This window comes from Staphylococcus sp. IVB6181 (assembly GCF_025561445.1).
Classification (GTDB): Bacteria; Bacillota; Bacilli; order Staphylococcales; family Staphylococcaceae; genus Staphylococcus; species Staphylococcus simulans_B.
Genome location: NZ_CP095096.1, coordinates 1,878,580 through 1,898,448 on the forward strand (window position 1 = coordinate 1,878,580; position 19,869 = coordinate 1,898,448).

Below are 19,869 nucleotides of genomic sequence, written 5' to 3' on the forward strand. Positions count from 1 at the left end.
TTGTTTACTCCTCCTTGAATGCCACTTCTCCAGCTACCATAGTGAATACTGGGTTGCCGTATACTTTATAACCGATGAATGGTGTGTTGCTTGCTTTTGAATGGAAATCTTCTGCTTTGATTTCTCTTTCTTCTTCTAAATCGATTAATGTTAAGTCTGCTGTTTTGCCTTCTTCTAGGATGCCGTATGGCAAGTCAAAGATTTGTGAAGGTTTGATTGTTAAGTAGTCGACTAATTGCTGTAATGACCAGTCGCCATTTTTTACAAAGTGTGTGTATAGTAATGGGAAAGCTGTTTCGCTTCCGACAATACCGAATGGTACTTTTGTCATTGGTTGTGCTTTTTCTTCTGCTGCATGCGGAGCATGGTCTGTTGCGATACAATCAATTGTTCCGTCTAACAATCCTTCAATCAGTGCATCTCTGTCTTCTTTACTTCTTAAAGGAGGATTCATTTTATACATAGCGTTGTCGCCTGGGACATCGTCTTCTGTCATTAATAAGTGGTGCGGTGTTACTTCTGCAGTGACATGGATACCTGCTGCTTTAGCGTCGCGAATGGCACGTACACTTTCTTTTGTTGACACGTGGCAGACATGGTAGTGGCAATCTGCTGCTTCAGCTAATAATACGTCACGTGCAATTTGTACTGCTTCACAGATATTCGGAATACCTGGAATACCTAATTCTTTGCTGCGTTTCCCCTCGTGCATAGCGCCGCCGTAGATTAAGCTGTTATCTTCACAGTGTGCAACCACTGCTTTGTTTAATTTTGCTGCTTGCTGCATTGCTTCATACATTGTGCCGGCTGTTTGTACCCCTACACCGTCATCTGTGAATGCGAATGCACCGTGATCAGCCAACCCTTTGAAATCTACAAGCTCGCTGCCGGCTTGTCGGATAGTGATTGAAGCATATGGCAATACACGTACACGTGCATTATCTTTAATCAATTGATTCAAGTTGTCTAAATGTTCAACTGTATCCGGTACAGGACGTGTATTCGGCATTGGACAAACTGTAGTGAAGCCGCCGCGTGCCGCTGCTTTTGTACCTGTTTCGATTGTTTCTTTATGTTCACCGCCTGGTTCTCTTAAGTGCACATGCACATCTACTAAGCCAGGTGCGGCGAAGCGACCTTTGGCATCGATCACTTCAACCTCTGAACCTACTTCGATTTTTGGTGCGATTTCTTTTACTTTATCGCCTTCTACTAAGATAGAAGCTTCTGTTAATTCACCGTCTTTTAATACTTTTGCATTTTTAATTAGCAACATCTATAAAAACCCCTTCCTCTTGTGCCGCAATGATGTGGCTGATGACTGACATACGTAAGAACATGCCGTTTTTCATTTGTTTGAAAATACGTGATTTCGGCGCTTCTACTAATTCTGTATCGATTTCTACGCCTCTGTTTACTGGTGCTGGGTGCATCACAATTGATTTTGGTTTCATGCGGTTGTATCTTTCTTTTGTTAAACCGTATTTTTCATGATATTCAGTCGGGTCAAAGTTTAATTCACCGTCATGTCTTTCATGTTGAACTCTTAATAACATTACAATATCCGTTTTTTCGATGACATCATCGATTTTTACATAAGGAGCGTCTAGTGAGTCGTCTACCCACTCATCAGGTGCTGCGAATTTAACATTAGCGCCTAACGCTGTAAGTGCTTGGTAATTGCTGCGTGCTACACGAGAGTTTTTGATATCTCCGCAGATTAACACGTTCAAGCCTTGGAATTTTTTGTATTCTTCATAGATTGTCATGATATCAAGCAAACTTTGTGTCGGGTGTTGACCGCTGCCGTCTCCGCCGTTGATAACTGGGATTTGCAATCCTTCTAATTCTTTGTAGTAGTCTCTTTGCGGGTGACGGATTACTAAAGCGTCTACTCCGATACTTTCTAATGTTTTGCATGTGTCGTATAATGACTCACCTTTTTTAACAGATGAAGTACTAGTTTCAAATGGAATTTCTTGCATACCTAATCGGCGTTCTGCCATTTCAAAGCTGCATTTTGTACGCGTTGAGTTTTCGAAGAATAAGTTAGCAACATATTTGTTATTTAGTTTATGAACTTGCTTACCTTGTTTGTATTCGATCGCTGTTTCGATAAGTGAATAAATCTCTTCATTTGTTAAGTCTTCCATAGATACTAATTGTTTCATTGTTAATTCCCCCTAAGAATTGGATAAAGTTTATTTATTTGATGTTTCCGGTTTTGCTTTAGGTAAAATTAGATTTAATACGATGCCTGACAATGCTGCCAGTGCCATACCTTCAACTTTTACGCCGTGGATATCGAACATTAAGTTGCCGATGCCCACTACTAAGATTACTGACGCGATTACTAAGTTACGGTTTTCTGAAAAATCTACCTTGCTTTCAACCAGCATTCTCAAGCCGCTTGAAGCGATAATTCCGAATAAGAGAATGGAGACACCACCCATAACAGGTGTTGGAATTGATGAAATCAATGCTGTGAACTTTCCGACAAATGCCAGAATGATTGCGATGACCGCTGCGCCGCCGATAACATAGATACTGTAAATCTTTGTTATGGCAAGGACGCCGATGTTTTCACCGTATGTTGTGCTTGGCGGTCCGCCGATGATACTTGAAAACATTGTTGAAACACCGTCTCCGATAATTGATCTGTGCAGACCAGGCTTTTCGAAGAAGTTGCGGCCGACGACTTTGTTGATAACCATTTGGTGTCCGATATGCTCACTGACTGTGACAAAAACAATCGGCAGCATTAAGAGCACCAGACCGAAGTGGAAACTTGGATGATAATCTACAAATGGTACATAGATGTGCGGCCAGTCAAACCATGATGCTTTCAATACTGGTTTGAAGTCTACAATGCCGAAACAAATACCTGCGATGTAGCCTACGATAATTCCGATCAGTACCGGAATCAGTGCGAAGAACCCTTTCATATAGCCTTGAACCACTAATGTCGTAATTAATGTAATCATTGCGACAATCAGATATGTGACGTTGTAGCCTTTCATATCTCCAGCGTTCTCAAACATTGCCATGTTGGCAGCTGTCGGTGCAAGACTTAAGCCGATAACCATGATGACAGGTCCTACTACAACCGGCGGCAATAAATGCATGATCCAACCGATTCCGCTTAACTTGATTAAGATTCCGATGATGACGTACATGATGCCGCTCATGAAGAGTGCGACTAACATGTCTCCTAAGCTGTGTGTGCTTAATCCTGTGATAATCGGTGTAATGAAGGCGAAACTTGAGCCTAAGTACGCTGGAATCATTGCTTTCGTGATTAAGATGTAAAGCAGTGTTCCGATTCCTGATGCAAGCAATGCCGCAGATATCGGCAAGCCTGTTAAGAATGGTACTAAAACTGTTGCGCCGAACATTGCGAATAGATGCTGCAAGCTTAAGAATGCCCATTGGCCAGCCTTAGGCTTTTCATTTACATCTAATACGGGTTTCACCGTTCGCTCAAACATTTGTTCATTTTCCATTTCTCTTTTTCTTCCTTTCATGAAAAAAATCTCTTTACAGCAATCAGCATGCAAAGAGACGTTTGTGGGGGAAAGATAAGAAGTTGTTGTCAGGTTTGAGATACAGATGTACCTCGGTAGAAGTTGTTTCTTACAGTTGTGCGCCTCTCGTGCGCTTGGTTGTAAGTGACAACGCCATCCTATCTAACCCTTTGTCAGTCTCTCGTACTGATTTAAAAGGGTAAGCTATTCAATTATGACTGCGTTGCGACCGTCCGTTTCATCCACGTAGACTGAAACTTCTTCGTCTTTCGCAGTTGGAATATTTTTACCTACGAAATCAGCGCGTATCGGCAACTCGCGATGACCGCGATCTACCAACGTGGCTAATCCGATTTTTTGTGGTCGAGAATGAAGTAAGATTGCATCCAATGACGCACGTACAGTTCTGCCTGTGTACAGCACATCATCAATAATGATAACGACCTTATCTGTGATATCAACATCAATCACAAATGATTTCTCTGACATCTTAGGTGTCGGTAATTCTAAATCATCTCGAAATTGTGTGATGTCTAAAGTTCCTGTCGGTACTGTAGTATCTTCAATCTGCTGGATTTTATCTTGGATACGTTTCGCTAAAAACTCACCGCGCGTTTTCACGCCCAGCAATACAAGATCCTTCGTACCTCGGTTATACTCTAAAATCTCATGTGCAATTCGAGTTAAAGTTCGCTGCATTCCCGCATCATCTAATACAATACGTTCTGTCATTCCCGCACTCACCTTTCCATAAAAAAATCCCATGCCTCAATTGAGAGACACGGGATTCTTGAAGACCATGGAGATTGAACTATCTCAAACACTTGCAGTCACACTTTTGTCGGTTGCTTTATTAAATCTGTATGGCAATCAGGGTTGGTGAATTACTTAATCATACAAAACTGCATCTTAATAAAGCACTGAATCGATTCCTGCTTATCGTGTTTACATGGTAAAAATTATCCTGTCTTCGGAGCATCTCTGTACCCTCAATTAAAGACTTACGATTTCTTTATTAAACTGTAATTAGTTTAACACAGATTAACAAAATGTCAAAGGAATTTTTTGGTAATCACCAAGTAAAATTAATTCAGCAAATGATGTATCAACCAATTCATTCAAAAGTTGCAAACAATGGCATTGAATGTACCACATTTTAAAAGATCATAATTCTAAAACCAAACCCGACCGCAAAGAGCCGAAACAAAGTTTCACTTCATTCTAAAAGATCATAATTCTAAAACGTCGCCGGAGCTGGTGCATGTGTAGCAGGGTTTCACTTCATTCTAAAAGATCATAATTCTAAAACAAAGAAGCAGAATAATGTGCGGTAGAGGTGTTTCACTTCATTCTAAAAGATCATAATTCTAAAACGCTTTAACTTCTTTAAGTTTTAATTTTTTATGTTTCACTTCAATCTAAAAGATCATAATTCTAAAACATAGTTAAAAACCCGTTTATAAGAGAATAGTTTCACTTCATTCTAAAAGATCATAATTCTAAAACCTCAAACAACGAAGTTTCAAGGTTTTAGAGACCTTAATAATGACAGTGAAAACTTATTTATTAACAAATTTCAAAAAGAAATCATCGTCTAAATACGGGTGTTGACTAAATTCATGATACGCAATCATTTTGACCGTTGTGTCTATATTTTCGATGTCTTCATCACCTTTAAATAAATACAATTCTTCATGTATTTGGTTTAAATCTACCGCTTCACCATTCGATTTAATCAGTGATAGATTATCTGATTCAACAATAAAATAAGGATGGTTGGTAACGATAATCGTATACATATTTAATTTTCTTATTTGATTTGCAAATAACTTCATATCTTGTAATCCTAAGTGGCATTCGGGGAACAGTAATATAATAATATTTTCTTTTTCGTTAGAAACCAATGTGTCTATAAACAATTGCCTTTGTTCCAGAGCACATAAGTCTTCTAAGTTATTGTGAAAATCAGGTTTAAACATGCCTAATAACTTTTTCAGGACAATATTAAAATTTTGAAAGTCCACTTGATAATTATCATGTGTAATTTCTAAGGAAATTAGTAACTTCTCAATGCTTGACTCAACATCATTATATAACATATTAATGTTTAAATCGTTATATACTTGTTGCTCAAATTTACTCAATAATGCATCTTTAAATACTTTACTTTGAAATATGTTCAACTCTCCGCAAGGAACCATTATTATGTTTAATTTTGACGGAGTGATTGTCGAATAATCATTAGTTATAAGCCTTACACTTCCATCATAATTCTTTGCTTTAGAATTACTATAGTTAATTAAGGCTTCAGTAAAATGATTCACATGGTTGGTTAGTTGAAAAGAGATTACATTTAACGTTTGCTTGTGCAGATTTATCGGCTTATTAAACTCCCCTGCAATTTTCATAATTCAAGCATTCTTTCTGTAGTGTTAACATCATATTTTGTTCTTGGTTCACCTATTAAATAAGCCATATCTGAAAATTGTTTTTCAGTTACAATCAAGGTTTGTACAATTCCATTTGTCGGTAAGTGCTGCTTAAGTTTACCAATTTGATGATTTAATGTCCCTCGGTTTAAAATCAGTTTGCAATAAATCGAATATTGACTTCTTACATAGCCTTCATTTAAAAGAAATTTCACAAATTGCCTATACTCTCTTCGTTCTTTGGAGGTCTCAACTGGTAGATCAAACATAATAAACAGTCTCAAGAATCTCATACTGCTCCTTTCAGAAACCTAAGTTAAAATTCAAAAACAGGCATTTTAATACAGGCTTCATCTCCAGAATCTAAATATTTAAATATACCGTCTAAATATATTTCAATCGCATTAACCAAATAATAGTTCTTACGATTCAATTTAATTTTCATATCAAACATACTTAAAATAGCTCTTTTTTCCTCTTTTTCAAACTGCTTATGGACATTTTGTATTACTAGAAAATCTACTAACGGCCTAAAAACTTCCATAAAATCAGATGCTAGATTGTAAGGATTGAATTCATTTTTATGTTTTATGCCAAGCTCACTTAAATATCCTTTAGCTACAATTGTTCTTACAAAGACTGCTAATAAAACTTGATAGCCATAATCCAAGCCAGCATTGACATATTCTTCAGAATTTCTGGATACACCTGAATCTAAAATTATATTAAAATAATACTTCGCTGCTAAACCTTCTCTGTTTGTACTATCATTCAACTTCGTATCACGAATACAGTTATCCAAAAATCCTGTGTCCAGATTACGATAAAAACATTTAACAACTTGTTTCTGATTTGTAATTTTATTTTTAATAATTCTTTGCCATAAAACCTCTTTAAATTCTGACTTCCAGTTCATTTGTTTAGTAATATGCCTAGATTGCTTGTGATACCCATATATTGGCACCACAAACGAATTTGGCAAGTGTTTCTTATCACATAATAAGGTGATGATTTTATTTTGTGCTAAAGCATTTAATAAATGTCCCGTAATTGAAACACTCGGGTTTTCAATTACTACACATAAAATTTCTTGTAATGGAATCTTATAAAGCTCATCTGCATTTACAATCAAATGGTTCATCCTTAAAGACAACTTGGACTCTTTAGTGATAATTACAGTTCTAAAGCTCATTTTTGGACTCCGCAAGTTTAAAAATTGATTTCGGCTTAGTAGATTTTAAGCCTGTTATTGACGTATATTTTATTTTAGCTTCTTTATCAGGTTCTAATAACGTTTTAGGAGTTTGACTTCCCCATCTTATTTTTAACTTTGAAGATCTATCAGCTGATACTTTTGTCATTTTCAACACTTCAAGAATACATTGTACAAGTGATCCTTTAGACTTATCAGTTTCATTAAATTGATTAATTATTAAATCAATTTTATCCTCTCTAGATTTCACTCCAAAACTTTGTGAAAATTCTTTTATTACTTTTTCAGCAAACTGGTTATAAAACTCCACTTTTTCTTGTTCGGTCATTTTATTAAATGGACTCAATGCTTCTTTTAATTTTCTTTGCATAGAAATATCCAGTTCTATCTGCTTACCATTAATACGTTCTTTTGCTGAAACATATAAAAACGGATGATTGTTTAAATAAATGGCATCTCCTTTATTCAAACTGAATAAATACTGTGCATCTTTCACATCAAGTTTTGGATATGTTTTTCGAACAATATTTAAGGCACGCTCATTCATATCTTTATCAGCACTGTTAACATAATCAAACACAGTTTCGTTAAAGACGCCATAGTCTACAATTATTTCACCTTTTTTAACATGGCCGTAACTTACTACAATGCCTCGTTTGTTTTTCATTTCTTTATAAACAGCTGTCTTGTTTTTATTTGACTCGTACAGTGGTGTCGAAATTTTAGGTGAAAAAGCGCTTTGTTTGTAGAAGGCGCTTTCTGCACTTTCTACTTTTCTAGAATAATTGAACTTAAAGTTATCCAAATCAAAAAGCAATTTTGAAATCATACCTTCACCATTTTCATTCACATAAGTTTCCATACGCTTAAACAAGAAAAATTCTCTTTTTTTATTATTCTTATTAAAATCACCTAATTGTTTCCATTTTTCACGTACTTTTTCCCACTTGAAGTTAAATTCAAATAAGTTAACATTTGGATAAAAGACCCGTGCTGCTTGATAAACAAAACCATTTAGATAAGCATCTACCGCATGATGCCAATCATTGAGCTGGCGGATTTTAGGTATGTCAAACTTGCGTCTGAGTTCAGAAACAATATTCGCTTTCATAGGTACTACTGTTGTTGATGGATATTCCTCTGTTAAAAAGTCACTGACATGAGAAATGATTTGTCTTGTTTCAACAAGTTGTCTTTGAATGAACCCTTCTTTGTCTAAGTCATTAAATTCCTTTTTCATTAATCTAGACAGTTTACTGCTGCTGATTAAGTTGTTTTCATGAAGTAATCTCCAAAATGGTACTAGCTTTCTACTATCAACGAATTCAAGCGGCATTTTATCCCCGGATTTTCTTTGATTGGCATCCTGTTTCACAAGCACCTTATTATTGATACTGTCATCTTTTACAAATGTTCTAGGTAAAATATGATCGATTTCATAAAGTCTGTCATTTGTATCAGAAAGCAATCTTTCCAAGTCTATAGACTCTTTAGTATACATACACTTACCATTTTGATGAATATAGAGCCACAGCTTTGGATTAGAAAAATCTAATTCAGGAAATGCCTTAAGTTCTTCAAATAACGCACTGAATTCTTTATTTCTTTTCAAATTATGCTTTTTAACAAGATCATCCCAAAGTTCACTTCTAGATTTTTGACGTTTTCCTTTTTCTTGATCTTCAGTCGCAAATTCAATAACGATTTTTTCCGGCTCCCCCAAAATACTAGTGATTTCTCTCACCATTTTTATCGCATTCCATATACCTTTTTTAAGTGCTGGAGACGTTCTTAATTCTGCAACATCCTTATAAGATATTTTCGCATTTTTCACCTTATTGCTGTTCTTAATAAATTGATCAAACCCTAAAGATTTATCCGTAATGATTTCCATAAAATTATTTTCAGTTCTATACATTAAATCGATCACAGATTGACCATTTACTTCCTTAGTTAATAACTTTTCACTTAATTTGCCCCAACCAGAATAGTTCAGCTTCAAAATTCGGTTAATTTGCTCATCTGTCACGTTTTTATATTTTTCTTCAATTTTTTCTTTTAATATCGCTTTGTCTTCAAAAATGGTAATCCACAGCACTAATTCCTCAATCATATTACGGTTATCCTCAACAGAACCAAAAATTGCTTTCATGTCATTATAAGTAGAAAGTTTAGACGCAAATTTCGACTCATTTTGGGTACCGAACACTTTAATGGTTTGTCCATTCTTTTTAGTGAGTATATTTCTGAATTCTGAGTTTTCAAGTAAGGTGATTAAATCTTTATGAGATACATTCTTTTTCTTTTTAAAGAGCTTTTGATAAATAAATTGTTTTACTTTAGGGTCTAATCTATGAATTCTATTTTTCGGTTCATTTTCCCCTCTAAGTTGAACATTATTAAGCTCATTTAATACTTCCATTTCTTGATATAACAAACTTTGTTTCGGTAATACATCTTCTTCCAATAAATACGTACATTTACTTGTCATACGTCGAATGAACTTTTCAGCACTTTGAGATTTGTCAACAACTTTTTCAAAATTCCAAGGTAAAACTTTATCATCCGATTTTCTAATCATCCAAGCAAAATCTGATTGCCCATTTTTTTGGGCAAGCGGACCTACGTAGTAAGGAATTCTAAAAGAAATCAATGTAATGACTTTTTCTATCATCTCGTCAGTGATTTCAGGATAATACTTTTGCTGATTCTTAAGAATGTTTTCCGCTTCAAACACATTATTTTGATACGGTATACTCGCATTATCAGTCGTATTTTGAATAACTAAAAACTTGTGCTCATCTATTGAATTTAATACTTCATCATATTCTTTTGGCACTAGTTTTTTTAAATCTTTCATCAATTTTTCATACTGATCCTTAGGATGAATTAAATATTGATCAAACTTGGATAGTTTACCAAATGCTGCAGCATCAGGTTTCTCATTGTAAGCTCTCATATCTTCTTTGCTTGTAACGAAAAACTCATGATATTTATCTTGCTTATGGTTGTAAACTATATCTTTAATAAGTTTCAACTGATCTTTAAATGTATCATAATCTCTTCTCTTTGCAGCTGATATACTTGCAGCACCCTTTAGAATTCTATCTAATACAACTCCCATATTAAAAGTGTTTGCAGCTTCTATAAAATTCAACTGTTCATCTGATAAAAATTCAGAAAGATTTTCATAATAATCCTCAGATAATGAAATTGAATCACTACCAGTAGTAGTATCTTTAATTTCATCAGTGTTTTCCATTTTTTCAAATAGATTACTTTGTTTAAATTTCAATCCAAGAAGCATTTTGAACAATTCAGCATGAGCTTTTGAAACATTCTTCTTTAAATAATTCAGTTTATCTTTTCTAGTTAATTGCTGATCTTTCAGCGTATCAACAATCACTCTAACATCATTATTAGCAATCATATTTTCGTAAGGATTGATATTCTGATACAAGGTTAACAATTCTGATAGTTGTACTTCATTATCCACTGTTTTTCCTTGATTAAAATTTAAGTTGTTAAATAAAAAGTGGCCACGATATTTGACTAAGTGGTAAAGTGCTAAGAAAATTAATTCCGGTTCAAATTTCTTTTCAGGTTGTTTTTGTATAGCTTGTTGTAAATGATAAATTGTAGGGTATTCTTTTGGATTTTTACCTAATGACTTCATCACTTCTGATAAACTGCGGTGCTTAAAATCCTCATTCGAATTTTTCCATTTATGTACGTTTAATAATTGATAAAAATCAGGGTTTTTTACGAGGGGTGCGACTGCTTCTTGCAATAAACCTAATCGTTTAATTCTTTTGTTATTGCGTCTTCTTGCATTTCTGAATCCTCTTCTTTCAGCTGCAGTTTCAGCAGCTTCAAATATAAAAACACCGATTGCATCTTTATCATGGTGTTTTAGAATATTAAAATCCAAGTCCATACAAGCATATCCAATACTTGCAGTTCCAATGTCTAAACTAAGAATGTACGGGTTTGTTTTCTTCATCTTATCACCTGTATAGTTTTATTAATGCAATTATCTCAAAATTGTTTCAATTTAGAAAGTAATATGTTATTCTTAAAAAGAAGTTTACTTCATTCTAAAAGATCATAAATAAGTTAAAACAAGCTTAAAGCGAAAATGTAGCTTAAATGCTAACGTCTTGCTGTGTCAGCAAGACTCTTTTTTTATGCTTTTTTATCCTTTCATTGTTATATTCTATATTGTTTTATTTCATAATACACAAAAGCACTAGGCAACCATTTAAAGATTGTCGAGTGCTTTAATTTTTATAATTTACGCTTCTCTCTTACGAATATCTTCAAGTATTTCCTCAAAGTAATCTGGAAGAGGTGCTTTTCTTTCGATGTATTCACCAGTAACTGGGTGTATGAAGCCGATGACACCTGCATGTAAGGCTTGTCCGCCGATATCCATTGTTTTCTTTGGTCCGTATTTAGGGTCGCCGACTAATGGATAACCGATGTATTTCATGTGTACACGAATTTGGTGGGTACGTCCTGTTTCAAGTTCGCATTCTACTAATGTGTAATTGTTAAAGTGTTCTAACACATTAAAGTGTGTAACCGCATCTTTGCCGTCATCGACGACTGCCATCGCTTGGCGGTCGATTTTGTTTCGGCCGATCGGTGCATCGATTGTACCGTAATCATGCGGGATATTGCCGTGAACAAGTGCAGTATACTTACGTGTTACGTTTTTATCCATTAACTGTTCTACAAGGCCGCGGTGAGCCACATCATTTTTCGCAACCATCAATAAACCAGATGTGTCTTTATCGATACGGTGTACAATACCAGGTCTGATTTCACCGTTAATACCGCTTAAATCTTTAATTTGATACATTAATCCGTTTACTAATGTACCTGTATAATGACCAGGTGATGGATGAACCACCATACCTTTAGGTTTATACACAATCGCAACGTCTTCATCTTCATAATAGATATCAAGGTCTAAGTTTTCCGGTTTAATATCCGCTTCAACTGTTTCCTTCTCAGTCACTTCTAATGCATCATTTTTTCTTAATTTATAATTGGCTTTCACCATTTTATTATTCACACGCACTAAATCTTCTTTAATCCAGTCTTGGATTTGGCTGCGTGACCAATCTAAGTTCTGTTCAGGCAAGAATTTATCTATACGCTGACCAACATGTTCATCTTCTGTTATTTGATAATGAAATTGAGTCATTTCAACACTCCTTTACTTCACTTTGCTTTTCTTCGAATCAAAGATTATCAAGATTAATATTAAAATTACACCTACTGTCAAACTAGCATCTGCGACATTAAAGATTGGGAAATCATAACCGAATATATACGTATCAATGAAGTCCACGACTTCACCATTTCTCATACGATCAATAAAGTTGCCTAATGCGCCCGCAAATAACAAGCTGATCGCAACTTGCATCCAGAAATTGCCTTTCGCTTCTTTAATGTAGAAAAAGATTAACAGACCTAAGACAATAATAGTCACAATAAAAAAGAAACTCATTTTTCCGCTTAAGATTCCCCAAGCAGCACCTGTATTGCGATGTGATGTAATATTTAAAAAGCCGGGAATTACCGAATAAGAATCTCCCACTGACATAGTTTTAGAAATAAATGCTTTGGTTACTTGGTCTAAAATCAGTATCGCGAGTGTTACGAATAATGAGATACTGATAAAATATGGTTTTCTCATGTCTTCCTCCTTGAAGCAATCCGATAAAAACACGCGCTTATCTTTGCTTCACACTTCTTCTTAACAACATTGTATATTATAACAAATTGCCAGTAGAACAGATACTAAAATTATCAATTAAACATCTTTAGTATCTTGCACTTTCGGATTCTTTTTCGGATGAATATAATGATAATCTTGAACGCGTTCAGGTTGAATCGTACGTGAAGTAACTTTGTGCGGTGCCTCGTAATTCATTTCAGTCACATATAATGCGCCATTGTCATGAATCGCTTCAATGTAAGCTACATGGCCTTGTTCTCCTCTAGGCGACTGCATTAATGACTTTACTTTCGGCTGCTGGTTCACTTGATAGTCATCTTCTTTGGCTTTAGTATGCCAATACTTCGCATCGCCCCAGCTTTTGCCGATCATATTGCCGTCTTTCTTTACTTTTTCAAAGACATAATCTGTACATTGCCCTTTATCATAAGGATTGAAGGCCATTGGGTCAGGTTTCATTTGTTTGATATAGTGTTCAATGTCGTCTTGATGGTCAACTGCCACATAAGCAGCACCTCCAAGTACAACCAGCAGCGCACCTGCTGAGATTAGTTTCTTCAATCGCTATCAAACTCCTAGATAATTAAATCGAAATTCTATGCCGTCTGGTCCTTTCAGCCATTTATGTGTGGTAGCCGGATAATGATAATCTACCAGTGCCAAACCATAAGTATCATCACTTTCCATCCGCTGCATGCTCGACATCCAATGATTGACTGCCAAGTTATGATGATAACCGCCTGTAGACATAAACAATGAAGTCTTATTAACATAAGATGATTCTTCTAAACCAAAGTGTTTTAAATAATAGTCTTTGACTTCAGATAAACGTACCGTCTTCAAATGAACATTGCCGATTTGACTGTCTGACGGCATGCCTTGCCAACCTTGCTGGCTGCGCAGATTCATTAATTTAGATGCATATAAATGACGTGTATCCATAATTACACGGTTTTCTTTATCAAATTCCCACGTTTCTTCTGGCGCATCCGCATAAAATTCAAAGCCGTTGCCTTCTGGATCGCTGAAGTATAGTGAAGTACTGACATCATGTTCTGCACCGTTCAGCACAATATTATTTTCTGTAAGGTGCGCCATTAAATCTGCTAATTCGGAATGCGAACCTAAACGAATACCGATATGGAATAGTCCTGCTTCAGACACCAACGGTTCTCTCCCATGATCTAATTGGCGCAATGTAATACGGTGACCAGAATCTCCTACTTCATATTGTATAGAAGTATACGTCTCATTCATCACATTAAAACCTAAAAGGTCTTCATAGAAAGATTTTAACGCTTCTTTATCTCTGACATTCAAGGTCACACCGTTGACGTAATTTTTCAATCGATATTGATTCAATTTCGCCGCTCCTTTCTGTCTATTTTCAAATTGACGTTCAATAAGGGTAATCTCCATTATAACGAGTTTTAATCTGAATTACTTATGATTGGCTCAAAAAATCGCTTATAAAAAAAGTTGTACGCACCAAAAAAGCACTCTGAATTAACAGAGCGCTTTTAGAGTGTGTACTGTAAGTACTATTTAATTAATGCCTGCACTATTAAAGTGAAGCTACAACGCCTTGGCAGCGTGGGCAAAGATGATCTAAACCATTTGCTGAACCAAGTTCAGTGCTGTAGTTCCAGCATCTTTCACATTTTTCACCATCGGCGTGTACGACTTTGATGTCGCCGTGATAGTATTCAGTACCATCTTCAACTTTGTCCTCAACTTCAACTTGAGACACGATGAATAATTGATGCAAGTTTTCGAAGTCTTTTAAGAAAGCTTTCGCATCAAAGTGTTCATTGTTTCCGATGATCACTTTAGCTTCTAATGATTTACCGATAACTTTGTCGTTACGCGCACTTTCTAAAGCACGGTTGACATCGTCGCGTAATTTCATAAATGCATTCCATTTTTCTAGTAATTCTGCATCTGGTTCAACAACTTTCGGCATGTTAGCTAAGTGTACACTTTCTTCTTCAACATGAGGGATATAAGACCAAACTTCTTCAGCAGTATGTGCTAAGATTGGTGCTAATAATTTTGTCATGTCGACTAAGATTTGGTATAACACTGTCTGCATGCTGCGGCGTTTAGGTGAATCTTGTTTTTCGATGTACAAGATATCTTTACCATAATCTAAGTAGAAGTTACTTAACTCAACGTTGATGAAGTTTTGAACTTCTTGATAGATGTTTAAATAGTCGAAGTTATCATAATGTTTAATGATGTTTGCTGTGAATTCGCGTAAACGATTCAATAAATAACGGTCGACTTCTAATAATTCGGATTCAGGCAATGCATCTGTATTCGGTTTGAAGTCATTGACGTTACCTAACATGAAACGTAATGTGTTACGGATTTTACGATAAACATCTGCTGTTTGTTTTAAGATTTCATCAGAAATACGAACGTCAGCTAAGTAGTCCACACTGCTTACCCATAGACGTGCGATATCTGCACCTTTTTGTTTAACGATTTGATCAGGAACGATAACGTTGCCTAATGATTTACTCATTTTCTTACCTTCTCCGTCCATTACGAAACCGTGAGATAATAAGAATTTATAAGGTGATTGGCCGCGTGTCGCAACTGCAGTTGTGATAGAAGAGTTGAACCAGCCGCGATATTGGTCACTGCCTTCTAAGTAAAGGTCAGCTGGGAATGATAATTCCGGACGTGTTTCTAATACACCGCGGTGTGATGAACCTGAGTCGAACCATACGTCCATGATATCTTCTTCTTTTGTGAATTCGCCGTTCGGGCTGCTTGGATGTGTGTAACCTTCAGGCAATAAGTCTTTTGCATCACGGTCGAACCATACATTTGAACCATATTTTTCAAATAAGTCTGCGATATGGTAGATGATTTCTTTGTCCATGATGATGTCGCCGTTTTCTGCATAGAATACTGGTAATGGCACACCCCATACACGTTGACGTGAAATTACCCATTCACCGCGGTCGCGGATCATGTTATAGATACGTGTTTTACCCCAATCTACTTTGAAGTGTGTATCTTCGATAGCATCTAAGATATCTTGACGTACTTTACTGATAGATGCGAACCATTGCGGAGTCGCACGGAAGATAACAGGTTTTTTCGTACGCCAGTCATGAGGGTAACTATGTGTGATGAATTGTAATTTCAATAATGAACCATTTTCTTTAAGCAAGTCAGTAACTGCTTTGTTGGCTTTGTCATAGAACATACCTTCGAATTGTCCGCCTTCTTCAGTGAAGACCCCTTTATCATCTAAAGGACTGATTACAGGCAAGCCGTATTTTTGACCTACGATATAGTCATCTTCCCCGTGTCCAGGAGCAGTATGAACACAACCTGTACCAGCGTCAGTTGTTACGTGCAAGCCGTTGATAACTAAAGAAACACGATCGATAAACGGATGTTGTGTTTCCACATATTCTAATTCTTTACCAGTGAATGTTTTTTGTAACTCAATGGCATCTTTGTCCCAGCCTAGTTCTTTTGCAACTTCTTCAACTAAGTCTGCACCGACAACGTATTTTTCACCGTTCACATTATATTGACCGTATTTCAAGTCAGGGTGTACAGTAATCGCAACGTTTGAAGGTAATGTCCAAGGAGTAGTAGTCCAGATGATGAATTTCGCATCTTCATCTACAACGCCTTTGCCATCTTTTACATCAAAAGCAACGTAGATAGATGGTGAACGTTTATCATGATATTCGATTTCTGCTTCAGCTAATGAAGATTCACTTGAAGGTGACCAGTAAACTGGTTTTTTACCTTTGTAAATTAAACCTTTATCTGCCATTTCACCGAATAAACGGATTTGTGCAGCTTCATATTCAGGTTTTAAAGTGATGTATGGATCGTTAAAGTCGCCATTCACACCTAAACGTTTGAAGTCTTTCTTTTGAAGTTCGATTTGTTCTAAAGCGAATTCCTTACATAATTCACGGAATTCAGAAACAGGCATTTCTTTACGTTTAATACCTTTTTTTGTTAATGCTTGTTCAATCGGCAAACCATGAGTATCCCAACCAGGAACATATGGTGAATAATAACCTTGCATTGATTTATAACGTACAATGAAGTCTTTTAAAATTTTATTTAAGGCATGACCCATGTGCAAGTTACCATTCGCATATGGCGGTCCGTCATGTAAAATATAAGTTTCATTTCCCTTGTTTTTCTCTAAGATTTTGTGATATAAATCTTGTTCGTCCCATTGTTTTTGGATTTCTGGTTCTTTCTTAGGTAATCCCCCTCGCATTGGGAAGTCTGTTTTCGGCATTAGTAGCGTGTCTTTGTAGTTCATTAATTTTCACTCCTTAAAATATAAAAAAGAACTCTAAGTTCAATTAACAGGGACGAACAACCGCGGTACCACCCTGCTTAACTCAATTTAGAGTTCTCTTAATTCTTACTAATATAATGTTGAATAAGACAGTGATATAAGAATTAAACATATATTAGGCTCACACCATCCCTAACTCGCTGTTATGTTAATATGCGACTTAATTCTTACGCGTCTGTCTCATGACTTTGCTTGTTATTTATTTTCTTTATCTTTCGCTTCTTGTGCAGGTTCGCTGCCTTCTTGCGCTTCAGCTTTTTGTGCTTGCGCTTGCTGCTTTTCTTGTTCAGTTACATCATTTTGATGCAGATGCTGGAAGTTTTCTTCTGTCACTTGTTGTGCATCCAAGTCATAGTTTAATAAATAATCCCAATCATCATTCTTCAATAAATCCAACTGCGCTTCAACCAGCATACGGAAACGAGAACGGAAAATTTTAGATTGACGTTTCATATCTTCTGTTTGGAATGAAAGTCTTCTTGCTTTTTCCACACCATCGTTTACAATACGATCTGCTTCAGCTTTTGCTTTTGATACAATCGCTTCAGCTTCTTTCGTTGCTGCTGCTTTTGTTTCTTGGCTTGCAGTTTGTGCTTGCACTAAAGCATCGCTTACAGATTGTTGTACTTCTTTGTATGCTTTTAAGTTGTTTTCTTTTTCTTCAACAACTGTTTCCAATTGTTTCTTTTGTTCTTTTAAATGTTCAATTTCTTGGCTAAGCTGGCTTAAATAATCAGCGACTTCTGTTGGTTCCAGGCCATTCTTAGTTTTTGAAAATTCTTTGTTTTTAATTTCGTTCGGTGTAAAAGACATCTTATATTGTCCTCCTTAATCATACACTATTTGAATAAAGTTTCATATACTATGCGCAGTTTGTCTTTCTTTGTTTTATGACCGATTTCAGTCACTCTCGCACGGCCATGTCCTTGTATCGACAGCAAATCTCCAGGTTCAAGTTGGAAATCTGGACGTTCAATAATTGTATGATTCACTTTGATACGTTTCTTTTCAATATATTGTTTCGCAATTGAACGTGATTTACGAATCATTTCCTTCAGTACAACATCTAAACGCATTGCACTGACAGTAGCTTGATGTAAAGTCCAATTCTCTTTTGATTGTATCATATCTTCTAGTGGAACTTCATGCAGTTTGACCGGAACACCCTTGATTCGCTTTAATTCCAACATTATATACGATTTAATATTCTTTGTCAAAATAAACTGAATTTTATCGCCTACAATAATATCGCCCAACTGATCTCTTTCAATACTTAAAGACATCAACGTACCTAACACATTGCGGTGGTCGATTGTCGCGAACTTTTCAGGATATTCTAAATCAAGCAGTACCAGCTCAAAATCTTCCTCTGCCGGTGTGAAATAATCCGGCGCAATCACAGCACGTTTGCGTTCGCTTGAAGGCTGCCCGCCATTAAAGGTGACATGCAGGTCATCATAACTGCCTACAATAACCTCTAAAATATATTTTGCGCGCGGATCTAGGAAATGTGTCAGTACCGGCGCATAGTTGCGCTCGGCTTGTTGTACTTTATCGATTAACATGGTAATTATCGGTTGTTCTTCTCTTCTGAAATGCTGATAGATATCTATGTCTATTCACCTCTTTACAAAATAAAAAAGGTAAGCCTAGTCGTTTGAAGCTTGGCGTACCTTTTTAGAAATGATATTAAGCTAATTGTTGTAAAATCAACACGAATATAGCATGAAGTCCTTTTTGGAAGAAAATAAGGACAAAAATTGCTGCGATACTTGAAATATCAATCATACCGATCGGCGGTATGATTTTACGAAACGGTGCTAAAAACGGTTCGTAGATTTTATGCAGGAATCTGCCGAAGGCTGAACCTTGTGCATTTGGAATCCATGACATAAAGAAGTAGATAATCATACCCCAATAATATACCGTAAGCAATATCTCTATCACACTAAATACAAGACTTAAAAATCCAACTAAACTCATAGACGTTTACCTCATTCATAATCAAATTCTGACGTGTCTAAGTCTTCTGTAATACTGCCGGCAACTTCTACATTATCCGGTGTACATAAGAAGATATCATTACCTACACGTTGAATATCCCCGCCGATTGCATAAACTGTACCGCTTAAGAAATCGATAATTCTTTTTGCGGATACGTTATCAATACGCTGCAAGTTCACAAGTGTGGCACGTCTGTTTTTCAACTCATCCGCAATATCTTGCGTATCTGAGAACACGCGCGGCTCGAATAAACACATTTTTGAACTTTCGTGCAAGTTCGCTGCGTTCATATTCACGACATTTCTAGCAGAATCATTGGATGTTTGATTAGCCATATGATACTTCCTTTCGTTGGAAGACGACTGCAATCTTTTACCTTGCGTTTGACGTTTCGGGACAGTCTTAATTGCACGCTGTCTTTCATTATAGTAATTATTGTTTTGTTGCGGTGATGTTTGCTGACTTTGAGAAGGTTGTTCTGGTTGCGGCTCAGGCTCTGGTTCAGCTTGTACTCTGTTTCTGTTTTGCTGCTGGTGATCAGCAACTTCTTCTTCCTCTTCTATCACAAAAAAATTGCTAAATAGGTCTTTTAAAGCCAA

General features: G+C 36.1%; 17 protein-coding genes. All 17 read right to left on the bottom strand.

What is annotated here, in order from left to right:
• Nucleotides 1–4 precede the first annotated feature (4 nt).
• Nucleotides 5–1,276 carry a dihydroorotase gene (locus MUA90_RS09110; protein ID WP_262586449.1) on the bottom strand — a complete coding sequence of 424 codons (1,272 nt, stop codon included), beginning with the start codon at nt 1,274–1,276 and terminating at the stop codon, nt 5–7.
• A complete protein-coding gene (locus MUA90_RS09115) occupies nt 1,263–2,171 on the bottom strand; it encodes an aspartate carbamoyltransferase catalytic subunit (protein WP_114603568.1) in 909 nt (302 codons plus the stop codon). Before MUA90_RS09115 ends, MUA90_RS09110 begins: the two co-directional genes overlap by 14 nt.
• Before the next feature lie 30 nt (nt 2,172–2,201).
• Entirely contained in the window at nt 2,202–3,503 is a 1,302-nt protein-coding gene (locus MUA90_RS09120; protein WP_262588830.1) for a uracil-xanthine permease family protein, read from the bottom strand.
• Nucleotides 3,504–3,728: 225 nt separating this feature from the next.
• Nucleotides 3,729–4,256 carry a bifunctional pyr operon transcriptional regulator/uracil phosphoribosyltransferase PyrR gene (pyrR, locus tag MUA90_RS09125; protein WP_105993891.1) on the bottom strand — a complete coding sequence of 176 codons (528 nt, stop codon included), beginning with the start codon at nt 4,254–4,256 and terminating at the stop codon, nt 3,729–3,731.
• An 827-nt stretch (nt 4,257–5,083) separates the two neighbouring features.
• Nucleotides 5,084–5,932 carry a hypothetical protein gene (locus MUA90_RS09130; protein WP_262586450.1) on the bottom strand — a complete coding sequence of 283 codons (849 nt, stop codon included), beginning with the start codon at nt 5,930–5,932 and terminating at the stop codon, nt 5,084–5,086.
• Nucleotides 5,929–6,246, bottom strand: coding sequence for a CRISPR-associated endonuclease Cas2 (gene cas2 / locus MUA90_RS09135; RefSeq protein WP_316959789.1), 318 nt, complete (start codon nt 6,244–6,246; stop codon nt 5,929–5,931). The genes MUA90_RS09130 and cas2 overlap by 4 nt, the downstream gene beginning before the upstream one ends.
• 23 nt (nt 6,247–6,269) lie before the next feature.
• Entirely contained in the window at nt 6,270–7,145 is an 876-nt protein-coding gene (gene cas1 / locus MUA90_RS09140; RefSeq protein WP_262586453.1) for a type II CRISPR-associated endonuclease Cas1, read from the bottom strand.
• Complete coding sequence (gene cas9, locus MUA90_RS09145) at nt 7,135–11,169, bottom strand: type II CRISPR RNA-guided endonuclease Cas9 (protein ID WP_262586455.1); 4,035 nt, start codon at nt 11,167–11,169, stop codon at nt 7,135–7,137. The genes cas1 and cas9 overlap by 11 nt, the downstream gene beginning before the upstream one ends.
• 291 nt (nt 11,170–11,460) lie before the next feature.
• The gene (locus tag MUA90_RS09150) at nt 11,461–12,378 is read right to left on the bottom strand and encodes an RluA family pseudouridine synthase (RefSeq protein WP_262586456.1); all 918 of its coding nucleotides are present in this window, start codon (nt 12,376–12,378) and stop codon (nt 11,461–11,463) included.
• Nucleotides 12,379–12,390: 12 nt separating this feature from the next.
• Nucleotides 12,391–12,873, bottom strand: a complete 483-nt coding sequence (gene lspA / locus MUA90_RS09155; RefSeq protein WP_114603575.1) for a signal peptidase II — start codon at nt 12,871–12,873, stop codon at nt 12,391–12,393.
• Between the two features lie 117 nt (nt 12,874–12,990).
• Nucleotides 12,991–13,476 carry a CHAP domain-containing protein gene (locus tag MUA90_RS09160; RefSeq protein ID WP_262586458.1) on the bottom strand — a complete coding sequence of 162 codons (486 nt, stop codon included), beginning with the start codon at nt 13,474–13,476 and terminating at the stop codon, nt 12,991–12,993.
• Between the two features lie 6 nt (nt 13,477–13,482).
• Complete coding sequence (locus MUA90_RS09165) at nt 13,483–14,277, bottom strand: VOC family protein (RefSeq protein WP_262586460.1); 795 nt, start codon at nt 14,275–14,277, stop codon at nt 13,483–13,485.
• 202 nt (nt 14,278–14,479) lie between these two features.
• Nucleotides 14,480–17,227, bottom strand: coding sequence for an isoleucine--tRNA ligase (gene ileS, locus MUA90_RS09170; protein WP_262586462.1), 2,748 nt, complete (start codon nt 17,225–17,227; stop codon nt 14,480–14,482).
• A gap of 234 nt (nt 17,228–17,461) precedes the next feature.
• Entirely contained in the window at nt 17,462–18,079 is a 618-nt protein-coding gene (locus MUA90_RS09175) for a DivIVA domain-containing protein (protein ID WP_262586464.1), read from the bottom strand.
• 26 nt (nt 18,080–18,105) lie between these two features.
• Nucleotides 18,106–18,831, bottom strand: coding sequence for a YlmH family RNA-binding protein (locus MUA90_RS09180; protein ID WP_262586466.1), 726 nt, complete (start codon nt 18,829–18,831; stop codon nt 18,106–18,108).
• A gap of 124 nt (nt 18,832–18,955) precedes the next feature.
• Nucleotides 18,956–19,249, bottom strand: coding sequence for a YggT family protein (locus tag MUA90_RS09185; protein WP_105993881.1), 294 nt, complete (start codon nt 19,247–19,249; stop codon nt 18,956–18,958).
• A gap of 11 nt (nt 19,250–19,260) precedes the next feature.
• A complete protein-coding gene (locus tag MUA90_RS09190) occupies nt 19,261–19,869 on the bottom strand; it encodes a cell division protein SepF (RefSeq protein ID WP_262586467.1) in 609 nt (202 codons plus the stop codon).

Excerpts from the sequence above, each read along its gene's own strand:
- MUA90_RS09150 (WP_262586456.1), bottom strand. The coding sequence starts at position 12,378 with ATGACTCAATTTCATTATCAAATAACAGAAGATGAACATGTTGGTCAG.
- MUA90_RS09130 (WP_262586450.1), bottom strand. The coding sequence starts at position 5,932 with ATGAAAATTGCAGGGGAGTTTAATAAGCCGATAAATCTGCACAAGCAA.
- cas9 (WP_262586455.1), bottom strand. The coding sequence starts at position 11,169 with ATGAAGAAAACAAACCCGTACATTCTTAGTTTAGACATTGGAACTGCA.
- ileS (WP_262586462.1), bottom strand. The coding sequence starts at position 17,227 with ATGAACTACAAAGACACGCTACTAATGCCGAAAACAGACTTCCCAATG.
- MUA90_RS09120 (WP_262588830.1), bottom strand. The coding sequence starts at position 3,503 with ATGGAAAATGAACAAATGTTTGAGCGAACGGTGAAACCCGTATTAGAT.
- pyrR (WP_105993891.1), bottom strand. The coding sequence starts at position 4,256 with ATGACAGAACGTATTGTATTAGATGATGCGGGAATGCAGCGAACTTTA.
- MUA90_RS09110 (WP_262586449.1), bottom strand. The coding sequence starts at position 1,276 with ATGTTGCTAATTAAAAATGCAAAAGTATTAAAAGACGGTGAATTAACA.
- cas1 (WP_262586453.1), bottom strand. The coding sequence starts at position 7,145 with ATGAGCTTTAGAACTGTAATTATCACTAAAGAGTCCAAGTTGTCTTTA.
- cas2 (WP_316959789.1), bottom strand. The coding sequence starts at position 6,246 with ATGAGATTCTTGAGACTGTTTATTATGTTTGATCTACCAGTTGAGACC.
- MUA90_RS09180 (WP_262586466.1), bottom strand. The coding sequence starts at position 18,831 with ATGTTAATCGATAAAGTACAACAAGCCGAGCGCAACTATGCGCCGGTA.
- MUA90_RS09175 (WP_262586464.1), bottom strand. The coding sequence starts at position 18,079 with ATGTCTTTTACACCGAACGAAATTAAAAACAAAGAATTTTCAAAAACT.
- lspA (WP_114603575.1), bottom strand. The coding sequence starts at position 12,873 with ATGAGAAAACCATATTTTATCAGTATCTCATTATTCGTAACACTCGCG.
- MUA90_RS09185 (WP_105993881.1), bottom strand. The coding sequence starts at position 19,249 with ATGAGTTTAGTTGGATTTTTAAGTCTTGTATTTAGTGTGATAGAGATA.
- MUA90_RS09115 (WP_114603568.1), bottom strand. The coding sequence starts at position 2,171 with ATGAAACAATTAGTATCTATGGAAGACTTAACAAATGAAGAGATTTAT.